Raw genomic sequence first — 16,679 nt, forward strand, 5'->3', positions numbered from 1 at the left:
CGCGCGGGCGTCCAGGACCGCTCCCAGTCGCCCCCATCCGACGGCGCGATACGCCTAGTCCTGTCGGCCGAAGCCCGCCTTGGCATCGGGCGTCGGCTGGGGCACGGCCTCCTCGGCGGGGGGCGCCGCCTGGGCCTGAGGAGCCGGGGGCGCCGGAGCGGCCGGGGGCACCGGGGCGGCGGCCGCGGGGCCGTCCGACGACCCGCCGGACGGCGCCTCCTGGCCCTGCGGGCTCGTCTGGGAGGAGGGGCCCGGGCCCTGGGACTGCCCGGCCTGAGCGCTCGGCGGATGCGCTGGGGCGCCCCCGCCGGAGCAGGTCACGGCGTTGTCAGGGTCATAGGTGGTGCGGAGGGTGTCCTCGGTAACGGTGCCGTCCGGGGCCTTGCGGCTGCGGGTCACCGTGATGGAGAAACCGCCCTCTCCCCCACCGTAGGGCTCGCAGCGGGGGCCGGAGCGGTTGACAGTGCGGATGGGGGTGTAGCCCTGCTTCTCACCGGAGACGATCGAGACGTCGTAGTGACGCGTGGACCACAGGCGCACGTGCACCTTGCCGTCCACCACCCAGGCCTGGATGAGCGCGTGATAGGGGGTCGAGTTGGTGAACTTGACGTCCTTCTCCGGGGACCACAGGGTGGCCTCGCGCCCCGCCGGGTAGCGATCGAACCAGTAGGAGTGGGGATGGTGCTCGACGTCGTCCATCCCGGCCTCGTAGGCGGCGTTGAACACGGTGGTGCCGATCTGGGAGAGCCCGCCCCCGAACGCCTCGGTGTGGACCCCGTCGAGAATGACCCCGGAGGAGGTGAAGCCGTGCTCGGCGTCCACGGGCTCCAGGGACTCGTTCGTGGAGAAGGTAGCCCCCGGCTTGACGATCTTGCCGTTGAGCGCGGCGGCGCCCGCGATGAGGTTCTGGGTGCGGGCGGCGTCCTCGTAGTAGTCGGTGGCGTACTCGCCGACGATCTCCTTGATCCCCCAGTCCGCCTCAGCGGTGGTGGAGGAGGGCGCGGAGGAGGTCATCGGCAGGACGACCGCGCGCTGGGAAGACCCCACCTGGGTGCTGCCGATGGTGATGATCTGGGTGGACAGCGCGGTGGTGTCGATGGCCAGGCCGTCGACGGGCGCCACGTACTGCGGTCTGGCGTCGGCGCGGCCCTCGATGGTCCACCCGGACTCGACGGCGGCCCTCTCGATCTGGGAGCCCATCGCCGCGACCACCGCCTGGCGCAGCGCGTCAGGGTCGAGGGTGGTGGACAACTCGCCCGTCTTGGCGCTAATGCGCAGCATGGGGGCGAGCTCCTGGGGGCTCAGGGTCAGGGAGCCGGTGGCGGGAGCGGCCGTCGTCGCCGCATCCGCGGTGACCGTCACGGGCGCGGACAGGACGGGGGCGATGACGCTGTCGGCGTAGGACTGGGCCTGCTCGTCGGTGATGGCGGGGCTCGTGGTCCCCTCGACGAGGGCGATGGTGGAGGCCCCCAGCGGCCAGTCCGAGGACAGTCCGCTGACCGAGGCCTCGACGTCGACGCCGGTGCCGGCGCGGCTCGGCGAGACCACGGGCTTGGTGCCCCGCAGGGAGATCTCGGCGTTGACGGTGCCCGACGAGAGCTCGTCCAGGTGGCCGTTGAGGCTGCGGGTCAGGGCGGCCGAGTCCACGGAGGTGGCGGCGGGCACCGAGGCCCCGCCGAGGCGGTCGATGATGGTGAGCGGGTTGAGGGTGAAGCCCGTCAGGCGGCCGACGCTGGAAGCGGCGTCCACGCTCACGCCAGAGTCCGCGGGCGTGATCTGGGCGGACTTATCGCCCGCGGTGACTGTGACCGGCTGGGCCAGGCTCTGGGCGAAGGACTGCTCGACGGCGCTCCTCGCCTCCGATGGGCTCATCCCCCCGACGCTCACCCCGCCGACGGTCGAACCATCGGCGAGGGCCTGGGTGGTCCAGATCGCCGAGCCGAGCCACGCCGTGGCGACGAGGGCCCCGGCGGCGATCATGAGGCGCCGGGGGTTGCGGACGGGCCCCTTGGCCAGGCCGAGGAGGGCGGCAGCTCGGCCGGCCCCCTCATCCTCACCGGGGCGATCAGCGGCTCGGTCCCCCTGGGTATCAGCGCCGGCCTCGGAATCCGCCTCCTCGACGGCGATCTCCGGGGTGGCGGTCTCGGGCAGGGCATGGATCGGGCGTGCGGCCGCACCGGCATCGCCCGGGGCTTCGGCACCGGCCGGCGGGACAGCGGCGCGCGCTCCCGCGGCGACAACGCCCAAGGCGGCGGCAGCGACGGCGGCGTCGGAGACCCCGGCCAGGTCGGCGGGCTCGGCGTTCTCCCCAGCGGCCGCGCTTCCGGCCTGACCCGTCTGAGCTCCGCCGCTCTCAGTGGGCGCGTCCGAGGGCGCTCCCTCGGCGTCGTCGGCGGGCTCGGCGCCGCCGTCGGCCGCGGTCCTGGCGCCCTCCTCCACCTCCCCGGGGGCGACGGCCTTGGGCAGGACGACGCCGATCCGGTCGGCCAGGGTGGCGATCGCCAGGGCGCTCGCCGCGATGGCGGCGTCGGCCGGCAGCACGGCATCGGGGACCGCGCCCCCGGCCTCGGGGGAGTCAGCATCGCCAGCGTCGGGCGCGCCCCCCTCCGCGGGCGGGGCCTCGGCGAGGGCATCGCCGTCGAGCGCCGCCTCGCCCTCGGCCGCCTCCGCAGCGTGGTCGGGGGTGGCGGCATGCAGGGCCTCCAGCGCAGCAGTGGCCTCGTCAGGGCTGGTCACGGCGTCATTCATGAGGGAACCTCCAGGGAAGGGCGGTCATCAGGACTGGGAACGACGGCGGCGAGCCGCCTCCTTGAACCGCTCCTGGGAATCAAGAATCACCTTACGAATGCGCACGGCCTCAGGGGTGACCTCCACGCACTCGTCATCAGCGGCGAACTCGAGGGCCTCCTCGAGGGTGAGCCTGCGGGGCGGCACGAGCCCCTCAAAGGAGTCGGCGGTGGAGGAGCGCATGTTGGTCTGCTGCTTCTCGCGCACGACATTGACGTCCATGTCCTCATTGCGGGGGTTCTCCCCCACGACCTGCCCCTCGTAGGTCTCCTGAGTGGGCTCCACGAAGAAGGTGCCGCGGTCCTGGAGGCGGATGAGGGCGTAGGCGGTGACGGCGCCCGCACGGTCCGAGACGAGGGATCCCGTGGTGCGCGAGACGATCGGGCCGGCCCAGGGCTCGTAGCCCTCCGCGATGGAGGAGGCGATGCCCGTGCCGCGGGTGTCGGTGAGGAACTGGCTGCGGAAGCCGATGAGGCCGCGCGCGGGCACGAGGAACTCCATGCGGATCCAGCCGGTGCCGTGGTTGGTCATCGTCTCCATGCGGCCCTTGCGGGCCGCCATGAGCTGCGTGACGGCGCCCAGGTGCTCCTCGGGGACGTCGATCGTCATGCGCTCGACGGGCTCGTGCCGCTTGCCGTCGATCATGCGGGTCACGACCTGGGGCTTGCCGACGGTGAGCTCGAATCCCTCACGGCGCATCTGCTCCACCAGGATCGCCAGGGCGAGCTCGCCGCGCCCCTGGACCTCCCAGGCGTCCGGGCGGGAGGTCGGCAGGACGCGCAGGGAGACGTTGCCGATGAGCTCGCGGTCGAGGCGGTCCTTGACCTGGCGGGCCGTGACCTTGGCGCCCTTGGTGCGCCCGGCCATCGGGGAGGTGTTGATCCCGATGGTCATGGAGATGGCGGGATCGTCGACCGTGATGAGGGGCAGCGGGCGGGGATCCTCGGGGTCGACGAGGGACTCGCCGATGGTGATGTCCTCGATGCCCGCGATGGCCACGATGTCACCGGCGTGGGCCTCCTCGGCGGGCTTGCGGTCCAGGCCCTCGGTGACCAGCAGTTCGGAGACGCGCGCGTTGGCCAGGGTGCCGTCATGGCGGGCCCAGGCCACGGCCTGCCCCTTGCGGATCGTGCCGTTGTGGATGCGCAGCAGCGCCAGGCGGCCCAGGAACGGGGAGGCGTCCAGGTTGGTGACGTGGGCCTGGAGGGGAGCGCCCTCGTCGTAGGAGGGTCCGGGGATCCGCTCGATGATCGTGCGGAAGAGGGGCTCGAGGTCCTCATTGGCGGGCAGCTCGCCGTCGGCCGGCTGGGCGGTATCCGCCCGGCGGGCCTTGGCGGAGGCGTAGATGACGGGGACGTCGAGGACGGCGTCGAGGTCGATGCCCGGGTCCTCGTCCGCGAGGTCCGAGGCCAGCGAGAGCAGCAGGTCGGTGGACTCCGAGACCACCTCGTCAAGGCGGGAGTCGGGGCGGTCCACCTTGTTGACCACGAGGATGACCGGCAGGCTCGCGGCCAGGGCCTTGCGCAGCACGAACCGGGTCTGCGGCAGGGGCCCCTCAGAGGCGTCCACGAGGAGGACGACGCCGTCGACCATCGACAGGCCGCGCTCGACCTCGCCACCGAAGTCGGCGTGGCCGGGGGTGTCGATGACGTTGATGGTGATGCCGTCCGGCAGGCCGGCCTCGACCGCGGCGGGGCCCGCGTAATGGACGGCCGTGTTCTTGGCGAGGATCGTGATGCCCTTCTCGCGCTCAAGCTCGCCGGAGTCCATGACCCGCTCAGCGGTGTTCTCCTGCGTGGCTCGGGCGCCGAACGCGCCCGCCTCCCAGAGCATCCCGTCGACAAGGGTGGTCTTGCCATGGTCGACGTGGGCGACGATGGCGACGTTGCGCAGGTCCTGGCGCACGGTCATGTGTGGGCTCTTCTTCCGTCTGGGGAGCGCCCGGGAAGGACGCGGTGCCAGGTCGACACCGCGCGCGAGGCGCACAGCGGGCCAAGGCTAGTCGCGCGCCCGCCCGGCGCGCCATGGCGAGGGTGACACCGCTCCTGTGCTGCCGCTCACGGCCTACACCAGGACCAGGGTGACGGCCACGACGACGGCGATCGCAGCGATCGATATCACAGCGATCGCGCCCGGGTTGCGACGGGCGGCGCGCTCGCACGAGGACGCCGCGGCGCCGGAATCACCCCCCGCGCCAGTCACGCCGGCGCTCTCAAGGCGCGCGCGGTAGGCCTCGATGAGGTCGGCGGCGCGCTCCGCGGTGAGGGCCAGCACGATGGGGCGGCCACGACCGTGAGCGCCATCCAGGCCGCGGCCCCCGGCTCCAGGGAGGAGTCCCTCGCCGCCCGCCGGCGCCGGGCGCTCCCCGACGGCGGCGCGCGACCGCTCGATCTGCCGGTTGACGCCGATCGACAGCCCGCCCTGGCGGGGCGCGGCGGAGACGGGGACGCGGGCGCCGTCGCAAGTGATGATCTCCAGGCCCCAGCGGCCACCGCAGCGCTGGTAGGCGCCCCAGCCGACACGGTGGGTGGCCAGGAGGTTGCGCACGGTCAGGCCGCGCTCGTCGAGACGCAGCTCGGGCTGCCACCACAGGGCGTAGGCCGCGGCCGTCGCGGCCAGGGCGCAGGCCAGGGCGATGAGGAGGGGCCGGGCACCGTCGTTGATGCCGATCGTGACCGCGAGCGCGGCCCCGAGTCCCGCCACGAGGAGCGTGAGGGGGCACCCAAACCGGGGGCGGATGATGACTGTGGGAACCGTGATCATGCGCCCATCCTCCCCCTCCCCTCTCAGCGAGACCGGTCGAAAATAGGAGCGAGACCGGTTCGCGGACCGGTCTCGCTCCTATTTTCGACCGGTCTCGCTCATGGGGGTCAGGGGCGCCAGGCGGAGGCGAGGAGCTCGTAGGAGCGGCGGCGGGCGGCGGCGTCGTAGATGTAGGACAGGACGAGGACCTCCTCCAGGCCCCAGCGCTCCTCAAGATCGCGCAGGCCGGTGACCACGGTCTCGGGCGCCCCCACGAAAGACAGGCGCATCGCCTCCTCGACAGCGCCCTCCCTCCCGGCCGCCAGCGCCCGCCAGCCCTCCGGATCCTCCAGCGGCGGCTCCAACGGTCCCGGGGCGCCGGACACGAGCCGCGCCGCGCAGGCCATCGCGGTGGAGAAGAGGCTGCGCGCCTCATCATCGCTGGGCGCGACGGCAGCGTTCACCGCCGCGGCCACGCGCGGGGCCTCAATGGTGGCCGTCGGCGCGGAGGCGTCGAAGACCGACCGGTAGGTGGCCACGGCCGCCTCGGCCTGCGAGGGGGCGAAATGCGAGGCGACGACGAAGGGCAGGCCCAGCGCGCCGGCGACCCTCGCGCCGTTGACCGAGGATCCGAGTACCCAGACGGGCGTGCGGGTCCCCTCCCCCGGGACCGCCCGGACCCGGCTCCCCGGACCGCCCGGCTCACCGTGACCCACGTAGCCCAGGATGTCGGTGATGCTCGATGTGAAGGCGGCGGGGTCCGCCGGGCCCCGCCGCAGCGCCCCCGCTGTCAGCGCGTCCGTGCCGGGCGCGCGCCCCAGCCCGATCCCGACCCGCCCGGGGTAGATCGTGGCGAGCGTCCCGAACTGCTCGGCGACGACCAGGGGCGGGTGATTGGGGAGCATCGAGCAGCCGGCCACGCCGATCCGCTCCGTCGCGGCGAGAACCTGGCCGAGCAGGATCGGGGTGGCCGAGGACAGGTAGAGGGGGGAGGCGTGGTACTCGGTGACCCAGTATCGGGCGTAGCCGGCCCTGTCCGCCGCGCGCGCCAACTCGCGCATCTCGGTCAGGGCGCGGCCCCAGCCGCGTCCGACGGCGGAGGGGACGGGGTCGAGGACGGACAGCTCGGCGCTCATGGCGGAACGATAGTGCCCCGGCCGGGACAATACGTGGGTCGGAAGGCACAGCGCGTCAACTCGCGTCCCCCAGGCTCGCCCCGCGCCGGGCCCGCGCTGTCCCCCGCCCCGCGCCGGGCGCGCGACCGGCCCGGGCGTCGATCACCCGGGCCGGTCGTGGAGTTGACGGCGCGCTCAGCGGCGCTTGGCGGTCACCACCGTCATGAAGGCGGACTTGAGGACGTCGCCGATGATGAAGGGCGTCAGCCCCAGGGCGACGGCCTTGCCCCAGCCCACCCCCAGGGCGATCTTGAGCCAGATGACCCCGGGGACGAACACAGAGCTCGAGGCGATGAGCATGAGGGCGAAACGGACGGGAAGGCCGGCGTCCGACCGCGCGACACGGCCGGCGAGCCCCGCGGCCAGGGCGTAGCCGAGGACATAGCCAAAGGAGGCGGTCACCCCACCGCTCCAACCGGCGAGGACCGGCGCCCCGACGGCGGCCAGCCCCGCCAGCAGGAGGGAGGAGGCGATGCCGCGCCGGCTGCCGAGCACCGCGCCGACGCCGAGGGCGGCCAGGGAGCCCAGGGTCACCGGGACCGGGGTGAAGGGCAGCGGTAGCGAGACCTGGCCGATGAGGGCGAGGGCGGCGGTGCCCAGGACGATGAGGGCCGCCTCGCGCGCGGCAAGGGCGAGGTGGGAGGCGGGCGTGGCAACGGCCGCACCGGCCGCTGGCGAGGTCTTATTGATCATGGGCCCACGGTATGCGGGCGCTCTCCGAGCGGGATACCCCGGACCCACGCAGCCTCACCCCACTCCATCTTGTGCGATTCCCACAAAAGGAGCGAAATTTCAGGAGACGAGCTCGCGAGCACGGGAAGGGTGGCGCCCGCCGTCGCGCCCGGGCGCTACCGGGGCACCACCAGCGGTGCCGAGCGCGCCCCGGTGGCCGCTGAGCGGGTCCTCAGACGACGCGCGCGATCCAGTCCAGGATGTCGCCCATCACCTCGTCGCGGTTGGTCTCGTTGAGGGCCTCGTGGCGCGCCCCCGGGTAGAGGCGCAGGCCAAGTGGGCAGGCCCCGGCCCTGGCGTAGCGCCGCCCCACCCAGCGAGGCCCCTTCCCCATCGCGCCCACAGGGTCCTGGGCCCCTGACAGCAGGAGGATCGGCAGTCCCGCCGGGGTGGCGTTGAAGATGGCGCGGTTGGAGGCCGCGCGCACGAGGTCGACGAGGTCGCGATAGAAGGCGTTGGTGTAGTCGAATCCGCACAGGGGGTCGGCCACGAAGGCGTCAACAACCGCCTCGTCCCGGCTGAGCCAGTCGTACCGGGTGCGGCCCGGGGAGAAGGGCTTGCTGTAGGGCCCCAACACGAGGGCGTCGAGGATCCTCTCCCGCCGGCGCGGCCCCCGCGCCAGGCACAGCGCCCGGGTGACGGCGGGGCCGATGGCCGCGAGGATCCCGGCGCTCCCGGTCGTGCCCACGAGGATGAGACCGGCGATGGCGGCGGCGGGGTCGGCCCCGGGACCTGCCCCGAGCCTGGGGGCGAGCACCCGCGCCAGGATGGAGCCCCAGGAGTGGCCTATGAGGATGACCGGGAGCCCGGGGAAGGCCCGCCCGATCCAGCCCCGCGCCTGGGCGAGGTCGGCGAGGATCCTCTCGGCGCCGTCGGCGTCGGCGGTGTGCCCGCTCTCATCCGGGGAGGCCATCGTCAGGCCGTGCCCGCGGTGGTCGTCGGCCACCACCGCGTAGCCGGCCTCCACGGCGCGGCGGGCGAAGGCCCCGTAGCGGGCGGTGTGCTCGCCCATGCCGTGGACGAGTTGGATGACCGCGCGCGGCATCGGCGCGCCGTCCTCATCGGCCGCGCCATCGGCAGGCGCCCAGACGCTGAGGGCGAGGCGGCGGCCGTCGTCGGCGGTAATCCACTCCCGGGCCTCGCGCGCGATCCCGGCCTCCCGAGGGGCCCGCCCCGCATCCGCACCAGGCGATCCGCTTATGGTCATTCCATGAATGTACCCCGCCCGACCCCGCCCGCTCAGCCCTTCGCCCTGATCCCCGCCGCCTACCTCCTCCTGCTGCGCGAGGCTCCCGGGCAGGGGGCGCCCTCGCTCCGCACGCGGGTGCTCCTGCAGTTGCGGCGCGGCACCGGCTACATGGATGGGCACTGGGCCTGCGGGGTGGCCGGGCATGTGGACGACGGCGAGCCCGTCACCCGCACGGCCGCGCGCGAGGCCGCCGAGGAGGTGGGGGTCACTGTCGAGCCGAGCCTGATCGAGCCGCTGACCACGCTGCACCGCTCGAACGACGTGGGCGGGGCAGCACTGGAGCAGCGCGTCGACTTCTTCTTCACCGCGCGCTCCTGGACGGGCGAGCCACGGATCATGGAGGGCGCGAAATGCGCGGGCCTGGAGTGGTTCGCCCTGGCGGACCTCCCCGATCCGGTCCCGCCGCATGAGCGTGCCGTCCTGGAGCGGCTCGCCACGGCTCTCGACGGCGGCGCGCCTGTGCCCGCGATCCTGCCCTTCGGCTTCGACGGCGAGCGGATCGCGCACTACGGGGTGGCGCGCCCGCACTGAGGGAGGGGGCGGTCGCGTGAGGGCGCGCCCCCATGAGGGGGCGGTCGCCGTCAGCCGGCGCCTAGTCGCGGACCCAGCACCGGAGAGCCCGGCACCGGCGGGCCCGGCACCGGCGGGCCCAGCTCAGAGTCCGAGGAACGCCCTGATCGCGGGCATCTCCCGCCGGGCCTGAACGAGTCCCGCCTCGAAAGCGGTGGTGAGGCGGTCGTAGCGCAGCTCGCCGTTGGCGATGTCCATGCGGTCGGGGCAGAACAGGTAGGCGCTGCCCTCGGCGCAGCGCCGCTCAATGTCCTCCAGGGCGGCGTTGTAGCGACGCGGGCGGCTGATGAGGGCCTCGGCGGCCAAGGGGTACTGCCGCAGGAGCCGCCGGTAGACCTCGGGGCGCTTCTCCTCGGGCTTGCGGTAGCCGGCGGGGCGGGTGGAGATCACCAGGAGGCGCTCATAGCCGTCGGCGAGCGCGGCATCGGTTGCGAACCCCCCGGTGGGCCCGAGAGCGCCGTCGAGGTAGGGGGCGCCGTCGATCTCGACCACGGGCATGAGCACCGGCATGGACGCGGAGGCCTGGGCGCGGGCGAGGAGATCCGCGGGGGTGGGCATGTCGGAGCGGTGGAAGTAGGCCTGCTCACCGGTGTCGCAGCGGAAGGCGCCCAGGACGAGCTCGGCGTCGGAGGCCTCGAGGGCCGGCCAGTCAACGGGCATCTCCTCGTCCGGGGCGGAGGTGCGCTGGTAGATACGGTCGGAGTTGAAGTAGCCGCGCCCGCGGGCGAAACTGCCCCAGCCACCGGCGTCACCGAGCAGCGGCATGGCGAGGTAGGCCTCGCGGGCGCGCCAGGTGTCGCGGGTGATCATGTTGACGGCGTTCGTCGCGCCGGCGCTAATGCCGCCCACCCATCCGAACTCCAGGCCCTCCTCCAGCAGGGCGCGCACGAGGGCGCCGGTGTAGGCGCCGCGCATGCCGCCCCCCTCGAAGACAAGGGCGACGTCGTCGATCCGGGCGGTCACGGGAGCGGGGGCGTGCAGGGGATGCCCGTAGGGGTAGTAGCCGGACTGCGGATTGCGGGAGGTCACGGCATCACGCTACCCCTCCCACCCCTCCTCATCGAGACCGGTCGAAAACAGACGCGAGACCGGTCGAAATGAGGATCGAGACCGGTCGAAATGAGGATCGAGACCGGTCCGGCCCCCTATCCAGGCACCCTGTTCCCATGTTCCCCCAGAGAAGAACAGCGCTCCCCACCTCGCCTTTCCCCCGCGCTTGGGGCGCAGAGGGCCGTAGCGTCACGGCATGAGCACTCCAGCCCTCCTCTCCCCCCCTCCAGATCGGCCCACTGACCGCCCGCAACCGCCTGTGGCTGCCACCCATGTGCATGTACAGCGCTCAGGAGCACGACGGCGTCGCCACCGACTGGCACGTCCTGCACTACGGGACGCGCGCCGTCGGCGGCTTCGGCACGGTGATCGTCGAGGCCACCGCGGTCACCCCTGAGGGGCGGCTGTCCGAGTTCGACCTGGGCCTGTGGGATGACGCCCAGATCGAGGGGCACCGCCGCATCGTCGCGGCCATCCACGACGGCGGCGCACTGGCCGGGGTGCAGCTCGGGCACGGCGGCCGCAAGGCGGGCACGCCCCCGTGGCGGCCGGATGCGGCGGGCGCCCGCGCGGGGACGCTTCAGGGCTGGGACCTCGTGGCGCCCAGCGCGATCGCCTACCCCAGCGAGGGGCACGCGGTCCCGCGCGAGCTGGACGAGGCCGGGATCGCGCGGCTCGTGGAGGCCTTCGCCCAGGCCGCGCGCCGGGCGGCCGCCGCCGGTTATGACCTCATCGAGATCCATGGAGCGCACGGCTACCTGCTCCATGAGTTCCTCTCGCCACTGTCCAACACGCGCTCCGACGCCTTCGGGGGCGATGAGTCGGGCCGCCGCCGCTTCCCGCTCCAGGTGGTCGCCGCGGTGCGCCACGCCATCGACGACGCCGGGAGCTCGGCGGGCACTATCGACGGCGCTGAGGCGGGTGCCCCGCGGGCGCTCGGCATCCGCCTGTCGGCCACCGACTGGGCCGAGGGCGGGCTCACCGGCCAGGACACCGCGCGCTTCGCGGTCGAACTCGCGGCCGCCGGCGTTGACGCAATCCACGTGTCCACCGGTGGCAACGTGCCCGGGACGGTGCCGGTGGGCCCTGGCTACCAGGTGCCCTACGCCGCGCAGGCGCGCGCCGCCCTGGCGGCCTCGGTCGCCGACGGCGGGCCGGGCGCGGGTGTCATCGTGGTCGCGGTGGGGGTGATCGACTCCGCGGCGCAGGCCGAGGCGATCCTGACCGCGGGCGATGCCGACGCGATCGCAGCGGGCCGCCCAGCCCTGCGGGACCCCTACCTGCCCGTGCGCTGGGCCCATGAGCTGGGTGTCAACGACTGGCGCGAGGCGGGGCTGCCCGTCCAGTACTGGCGCGGCGCCTGGCGGTGAAGGCCGGCCGACGGCGCGCCGCCCCCAGGGGCGGGCGGCGCGCCGAACCGGTCTCGGCGCAGTTTTCGACCGGTCTCGGTCCTAACAACGACCGGTCTCGGTCAGAGGGCGGTCTCGTAGAGCCAGCGGCCGGCGCGGCGGATGAAGCGGCCGCGCTCGACCAACTCGTCCTCCACGACCCCGCCGCGCCCGTCCCAGGCCCGGTAGCGGGCCACGAACTCCACGATGCCGGTCTCATCCGCCGCTCCCCCGCCGACCGTCTCCACGATCCGCAGGCCCAGCCAGGCCGTTCCGGGGTGGCAGTACGGCCCGGGCGGGCGCGTGCGCGGGTGCCAGGTGCGGAAGATGTGGTCCTCATCACCAACAACGAAGGCCGAGTACCGCGAGCGCATGAGGGCCTCGGCGGTGGGGGCGGGGGTGCCGTCGTGGATCGGCTCGCAGCACGCGCCGAACACCGCGCCGCTCCCGCAGGGGCAGGGGTCGGAGGGGCGCGCCCCGGCGGTGCGCACGCCGCTCATGCCCCGGCCCAGTAGACGGCGAGCGCCTGGGCCAGCCATGGCCCATCGACGACGGCGCACATCTCCCGCTGGGAGTGCATGGACAGGATCGGCTGGCCGACATCCGCGGTGGTGATCCCGAGGCGCTGAGCGGTGATCGGCCCGATGGTCGTCCCACAGGGCACGGCGTTGTTGGACACGAAGGCCTGGTGGGGCACACCCGCAGCCGCGCAGGCCCGCTCCCAGAGGGCCTGACCGATCGCGTCGGTGGCGTAGCGCTGCTGGGCGTTGATCTTGAGGACGGGCCCGCCGCCGAGCACGGGGCGCACGACGGGGTCGTGGAGCCGGTCGTAGTTGGGGTGCACGGAGTGCGCGGCGTCGGCGCTGAGGCAGGTCGAGCGCGCGAGCATCGCCTCGTGGGCCTCGCCGGTGATCCCCAGCGCCCTCGCCAGGCGCCGCAGGACCTGCTCGAGGAAGGGGCCGGCCGCGCCGGAGCGGGTGCCGGAGCCGACCTCCTCATGGTCGTTGGCGATCAGGACGACGACGTCGCCCGGGGCCGTGCCGCCGGCCGTCCGCCCGCCCTCGCCTGAGCACAGGGACTCCAGCGCTACCAGTGACGCGATCACGGAGCTGAGGTCATCCAGGCGGGAGGAGGCGATGAACTCAGCCCGGCGGCCGAACCGGGCGGGGACCTCGGTGGGATAGGTGAGGACGTCGTGGCCGGCGAGGTCGCCCCGCTCGATCCCGGCGATCTCGCACAGGTGGGCCTCGACGTCGTCGGCGGCGCCCAGGGCCCAGATGGGGGCCAGGTGGGCCTGGCGGTCGAGGTGGAGGGAGTCGTTGACACCGCGGTCCAGGTGCGGGGCGACCTGGGCGACGCGGGCGATCGGTCCGGTTCGCACGAGGTGGACGGCTCCGTCACGGGTGACGAGCCTCCCGGCCAGGCCGAACTCGCGGTCGAGGAAGGAGTTGAGCAGGGGCCCGCCGTAGACCTCTGCCCCGATGAGCGCGAAGCCGTCGCGGCCCATCTGGGCCGCCGGCTTGAGCATGAGGGCGGGGGAGTCGGTGTGCGAGCCGACGATCCGGAAGGCGCTGTCGCGCCCCGGAGCCTCGGGCAGGACCCAGGCGGCGATGGCGCCGTCGCGGACGGCGTAGCCGCGCCGAGGCGTGTCGGGCCCCCAGGGCTCGGTCTCGTCGAGGGCGGTGAATCCGGCGGCGGCCAGTCGCCGCGCGGCCTCGGCGGCGGCGTGGTAGGAGCTCGGGGAGGCGGACACGTAGTCCATGAGCTCGCGGGCGTAGGCATCGACGTCGTGGAGCGCGCCGCGCGCGGTGGCCGCGGTTCCGGTGGGGGCGGGCGGTGCGGGTGTCTCTGGCATGGCCGCATCCTCGCACCGATGATGAGCCGGCGCGGATGAGGACTTTGTTCCAGTCGGCACGGCCATCATTCCTCCGCATGTGCCGCCAGACGCTCCCGCGAACGTCACCGCCTCACAGACGAGGCTCTTGGCGGGCGGTGGCGGTCCTGTCTGAGGCGGCGGGAGCGGGGCTCGCCCGAGCCGCGCACCGAAGTCCCTCATCCTTCGGGCGGAGGGCGCGGATCCCGCTATCGGCCTGGAGGAGTTGGTCGCGGGGGCGCGGCTGGGCGAGACTGGGGCGGCATGGTGAGCGCCGCGAGCCACGGCTGGCGGCCCAGGACGGCTGGCGGCCCAGGACGGCTGGCGGCCCAGGACGCGAGCGCGAGGAAGGACTGGTATGTCGAGCACGAGGCCCGAGACCGCCGTCGAGACGGGAAAGCCGAGCGCCGCGCGCGAGTCGGCCGCCCCCCTCAGCGGCCCGGCGGCCCCCGACGCGCCCACGACTCGCGCCTCGCGCGCTCCCGAGCGATTCGCCCGCTTCACCGGGGCCGTCCATCGCTTGATCCCGGCGGCACTGCGGCGGCTGGTCCCCGAGACCTTCATCGGCTACGCGGTCATCAACGGCTCGGCCTTCCTGCTCGACATCGCCTGCCTGAGCGTGTTCTACAACCACTTGCACTGGTGGTACTCCTTGGCGGTGACGGTGGGCTACGTGATTGCCGGGGTGTACTCGCTCCTGCTCAACCGCTGGCTCAACTTCCAGTCCCATGAGCACCTGGCGCTCCAGGGCGGCCGCTACTTCATCGGCCTGATCAGCCAGTACGTGATCTTCATCCTGGGGCTGTCCAGCCTGCTGCACTGGGTAGGGGTCAACGCGCTGGTGGCCCGGGTCGTCTCCGCTTGCTGCGAGGGCCTGTACCTCTACGTGTTCGTGCGCCTGTGGGTGTTCCGCGACTCGGCCCGGGACAAGGCCCCCGCCTCGGCCTGAGCAGCGGGGCTGGGCCAAGCCGGCCGGGCCGAGCCCGACCGGGACCCGAGCCCAACCTGGGCCTCCTCGGCCCGCCGTCTTCCCACCCCCTTGGCGCGCCCGCTGCTCACCAGTGGGCGCGCGTGGTCTCCGTGGGGCCGTCGAGCTCGGTGAACCCGGCGTCGACGACGCTCACGGGCCTGCTCGCCGCCTCCCATGCGGCGCGATCCGGGCGCTCGATGCGCACCCGGTAGCCGTCGGCCGCCCAGGCCTCCCGCAGTGCCTCGGGCATGCCCGCGCTCTCCCAGGCGAGCTGGGCGGCGTGGGCGGCCTGGGCGCAGAGCTTGCCGGAGGTCATCTCATGCAGGGGCGTGACCTCGATGGTCACCAGCGCCCCCGACGACGCCGATCCCACCCCCAGGGAGATCCTCTCCGGCGCGCTGGCGGGGTCCTTCTCAATGGCGGCAGTCATGGCCGCCGGCGGGGGCGGGAGGGCGGCGCCGTCGGGGAAGTGGGTGCCCTCCACCTGGGTCTTGGCCAGCGGCGGCGGGAGAGGCCGGACGGGGCCGGGGACGAAGGCCCGCGCGGCGGCGCTGCCCCACCCCAGTGGCCCGTCCTGCTCCACGGTGAGGCCGGGGAGCTCTTGGACCTCTTCCCAGCGCTTGCCCCGGGCGCGGCGCACGAGTTTGCGGATGCGGCCGTCGCGCCAGTGGTCGACGGCCTCGGCCCAGGGCCCGCCGGGGGCGCTGCGGGCATCGGCTAGGAGGCGGACGACGGCGCGGGCGGCGGCCTCGGCGACGTCGATCGACCGCGGCGGGGTGACCTTGTCATAGCGCACGGCGATCTGCATCGCCCAGGGGGTGGCGTGGTCCGGGCGCCCGGTGATGGAGTGGCGCCCGTCCGGGGCCGCGCCGATCACCAGCCGCCACCCGCGCCGGCCCGGGCGCGCTCGCCGCTGGCGACGATGGCGCCGCGGAAGCGGCCCAGTATCCACACCACGAGCGCCAGGACGAAGAACCCGCCGACGAGCGAGCCGATCCAGGCCAGCCAGTCGTCCTTATTCGGATCGAGGAACCTGTACATGGGGTGGCCGTTACGGCGGGCGTCCCACATGTACAGCAGGATGTAGGGCAGGAGGGCCATCGTCCAGGTCACGGGCGTGGAGAAGCGCAGGAGGTTCTGATTGCGCCCCACGAGGACCCAGTCCAGGGTCATGGCGGCGGGCAGGGCCAGGTGCGGGATCCAACTGATGGGCCGATCGAAGCCGCCTTTCATGATCAATCCGAAGACCAGCCCGGTGAACACCGCCATGACGACCGCCAGGCCCCGCGCCCACTGGCCGAACGCGCGCAACCCCAGGCTGAAGGCGCCCGCGCGGCCCACGAGCGGCTCAAGGAGGGCTCCCGCCACGATCACGAGGACAACGGCGTTGCTCAGGGTGGTGAAGAAGCGGAGTTGCCCGAGGACGAGGGCGTGCCCGCCGACAATCCGGTCGGCGCGCAGCACCGGATCGAGCTGGAGCCAGAGCCCGTAGCCCGCGAGCCCGGTGATGGAGGCGCGCCAGATCCAGGCGAGCATGACGGCGTACCAGGAGGGCCCTAGACGGGCGGGGAGCGGTTGGAGGCGCTGCGGGGCCGGGGCACCCATGGGAGGTTCCGCGGGCATCATCGGTGGCGCCTGCTGGTAGGGCGGTGGCATCGCGGGCCCCGGGGGCTGCGGGTAGGGCGCGGGCAGGGCCTGGTAGGTGGGGTCCTGCTGGGCGACAGGAGGCAGGTAGGCGGTCTCCGCGGGCATCTGAGGCGCCCGAGGGAGCCGGGGTGCCGGGTCGGGGTAGCCGACCATCCCGGACAGGACGGCGTCGCGGGGCAGGGCCATCGTCTGGGCGAGCGGCGCCTCGGCGGGGGTGGCCGCGCCGTCGGGAGCGGCATCGGCGCCGCTGGAGCCGTGGGCGCCGCCCATGACGCCATAGCCCTCGATCCCCTCATCAGCGGAGAAGACGTCCGTGGCGACGGCGTCGGCGGCCTCGTCGCCGAGCGCGCCCGCCTCGCCGGCGGAGGGCATCGACTGGGTCGCCTGGCCGGGCCAGGAGCCGTAGGGCCGTGGGGCCCCTGGCGACTCGCCGTCGGGCCGTGGGCTTAGGTGCTCAGCTCGGTTCTCGCTCATGGAAGGGATTGTCGCGCGCCAT

At 73.7% G+C, this 16,679-nt stretch carries 14 protein-coding genes; 3 read left to right on the forward strand and 11 right to left on the reverse strand.

Annotated elements, in window-relative coordinates; genetic code table 11:
* Positions 1-54 precede the first annotated feature (54 nt).
* The 6 genes from GVV75_RS00890 to GVV75_RS00915 form a co-directional block, all read right to left on the reverse strand.
* On the reverse strand, positions 55-2,748 hold the full coding sequence (locus GVV75_RS00890) for a VanW family protein (RefSeq protein WP_159813051.1): 2,694 nt from the start codon (positions 2,746-2,748) through the stop codon (positions 55-57).
* Positions 2,749-2,775: 27 nt separating this feature from the next.
* On the reverse strand, positions 2,776-4,698 hold the full coding sequence (typA, locus tag GVV75_RS00895; protein WP_159522080.1) for a translational GTPase TypA: 1,923 nt from the start codon (positions 4,696-4,698) through the stop codon (positions 2,776-2,778).
* A 153-nt stretch (positions 4,699-4,851) separates the two neighbouring features.
* Positions 4,852-5,550, reverse strand: a complete 699-nt coding sequence (locus tag GVV75_RS00900; protein WP_159813053.1) for a PH domain-containing protein — start codon at positions 5,548-5,550, stop codon at positions 4,852-4,854.
* Between the two features lie 107 nt (positions 5,551-5,657).
* Entirely contained in the window at positions 5,658-6,665 is a 1,008-nt protein-coding gene (locus tag GVV75_RS00905) for an MsnO8 family LLM class oxidoreductase (protein WP_175994061.1), read from the reverse strand.
* A 174-nt stretch (positions 6,666-6,839) separates the two neighbouring features.
* The gene (locus GVV75_RS00910) at positions 6,840-7,397 is read right to left on the reverse strand and encodes a biotin transporter BioY (RefSeq protein WP_159522078.1); all 558 of its coding nucleotides are present in this window, start codon (positions 7,395-7,397) and stop codon (positions 6,840-6,842) included.
* Between the two features lie 211 nt (positions 7,398-7,608).
* Entirely contained in the window at positions 7,609-8,643 is a 1,035-nt protein-coding gene (locus GVV75_RS00915) for an alpha/beta fold hydrolase (protein WP_159813055.1), read from the reverse strand.
* Positions 8,644-8,646: 3 nt separating this feature from the next.
* Between GVV75_RS00915 and GVV75_RS00920 the strand changes: the two genes are divergently transcribed.
* Positions 8,647-9,216, forward strand: coding sequence for an NUDIX hydrolase (locus GVV75_RS00920; protein ID WP_159813057.1), 570 nt, complete (start codon positions 8,647-8,649; stop codon positions 9,214-9,216).
* A 123-nt stretch (positions 9,217-9,339) separates the two neighbouring features.
* On the opposite strand, the gene GVV75_RS00925 is transcribed toward GVV75_RS00920, so the two are convergent.
* Complete coding sequence (locus GVV75_RS00925) at positions 9,340-10,284, reverse strand: patatin-like phospholipase family protein (protein WP_159813059.1); 945 nt, start codon at positions 10,282-10,284, stop codon at positions 9,340-9,342.
* A gap of 293 nt (positions 10,285-10,577) precedes the next feature.
* Between GVV75_RS00925 and GVV75_RS00930 the strand changes: the two genes are divergently transcribed.
* The gene (locus GVV75_RS00930; RefSeq protein WP_236266017.1) at positions 10,578-11,675 is read left to right on the forward strand and encodes an oxidoreductase; all 1,098 of its coding nucleotides are present in this window, start codon (positions 10,578-10,580) and stop codon (positions 11,673-11,675) included.
* Between the two features lie 101 nt (positions 11,676-11,776).
* On the opposite strand, the gene GVV75_RS00935 is transcribed toward GVV75_RS00930, so the two are convergent.
* Both GVV75_RS00935 and GVV75_RS00940 read right to left on the reverse strand, forming a co-directional pair.
* A complete protein-coding gene (locus tag GVV75_RS00935) occupies positions 11,777-12,193 on the reverse strand; it encodes a YchJ family protein (protein ID WP_159813061.1) in 417 nt (138 codons plus the stop codon).
* Positions 12,190-13,548, reverse strand: a complete 1,359-nt coding sequence (locus tag GVV75_RS00940; protein WP_159813063.1) for a M18 family aminopeptidase — start codon at positions 13,546-13,548, stop codon at positions 12,190-12,192. Before GVV75_RS00940 ends, GVV75_RS00935 begins: the two co-directional genes overlap by 4 nt.
* Positions 13,549-13,924: 376 nt before the next feature.
* Here GVV75_RS00940 and GVV75_RS00945 point away from each other — a divergent pair, with 376 nt between their 5' ends.
* Positions 13,925-14,515 carry a GtrA family protein gene (locus GVV75_RS00945; RefSeq protein WP_159522070.1) on the forward strand — a complete coding sequence of 197 codons (591 nt, stop codon included), beginning with the start codon at positions 13,925-13,927 and terminating at the stop codon, positions 14,513-14,515.
* Between the two features lie 106 nt (positions 14,516-14,621).
* Here the strand turns inward: GVV75_RS00945 and GVV75_RS00950 are convergent, their stop codons facing one another.
* Both GVV75_RS00950 and GVV75_RS00955 read right to left on the reverse strand, forming a co-directional pair.
* Positions 14,622-15,344, reverse strand: coding sequence for a peptidyl-tRNA hydrolase (locus GVV75_RS00950; protein WP_159813177.1), 723 nt, complete (start codon positions 15,342-15,344; stop codon positions 14,622-14,624).
* A 65-nt stretch (positions 15,345-15,409) separates the two neighbouring features.
* On the reverse strand, positions 15,410-16,657 hold the full coding sequence (locus tag GVV75_RS00955; RefSeq protein ID WP_159813065.1) for a hypothetical protein: 1,248 nt from the start codon (positions 16,655-16,657) through the stop codon (positions 15,410-15,412).
* Positions 16,658-16,679: the final 22 nt, after the last annotated feature.

Source organism: Actinomyces sp. zg328 (assembly GCF_009829635.1).
In the GTDB taxonomy this organism is placed as follows: domain Bacteria; phylum Actinomycetota; class Actinomycetes; order Actinomycetales; family Actinomycetaceae; genus Actinomyces; species Actinomyces marmotae.

Coding starts and splice junctions, on each gene's coding strand:
- GVV75_RS00890 (WP_159813051.1), bottom strand. CDS start 2,748: ATGAATGACGCCGTGACCAGCCCTGACGAGGCCACTGCTGCGCTGGAG.
- typA (WP_159522080.1), bottom strand. CDS start 4,698: ATGACCGTGCGCCAGGACCTGCGCAACGTCGCCATCGTCGCCCACGTC.
- GVV75_RS00900 (WP_159813053.1), bottom strand. CDS start 5,550: ATGATCACGGTTCCCACAGTCATCATCCGCCCCCGGTTTGGGTGCCCC.
- GVV75_RS00905 (WP_175994061.1), bottom strand. CDS start 6,665: ATGAGCGCCGAGCTGTCCGTCCTCGACCCCGTCCCCTCCGCCGTCGGA.
- GVV75_RS00910 (WP_159522078.1), bottom strand. CDS start 7,397: ATGATCAATAAGACCTCGCCAGCGGCCGGTGCGGCCGTTGCCACGCCC.
- GVV75_RS00915 (WP_159813055.1), bottom strand. CDS start 8,643: ATGACCATAAGCGGATCGCCTGGTGCGGATGCGGGGCGGGCCCCTCGG.
- GVV75_RS00920 (WP_159813057.1), top strand. CDS start 8,647: ATGAATGTACCCCGCCCGACCCCGCCCGCTCAGCCCTTCGCCCTGATC.
- GVV75_RS00930 (WP_236266017.1), top strand. CDS start 10,578: ATGTGCATGTACAGCGCTCAGGAGCACGACGGCGTCGCCACCGACTGG.
- GVV75_RS00935 (WP_159813061.1), bottom strand. CDS start 12,193: ATGAGCGGCGTGCGCACCGCCGGGGCGCGCCCCTCCGACCCCTGCCCC.
- GVV75_RS00940 (WP_159813063.1), bottom strand. CDS start 13,548: ATGCCAGAGACACCCGCACCGCCCGCCCCCACCGGAACCGCGGCCACC.
- GVV75_RS00945 (WP_159522070.1), top strand. CDS start 13,925: ATGTCGAGCACGAGGCCCGAGACCGCCGTCGAGACGGGAAAGCCGAGC.
- GVV75_RS00950 (WP_159813177.1), bottom strand. CDS start 15,344: ATGCAGATCGCCGTGCGCTATGACAAGGTCACCCCGCCGCGGTCGATC.
- GVV75_RS00955 (WP_159813065.1), bottom strand. CDS start 16,657: ATGAGCGAGAACCGAGCTGAGCACCTAAGCCCACGGCCCGACGGCGAG.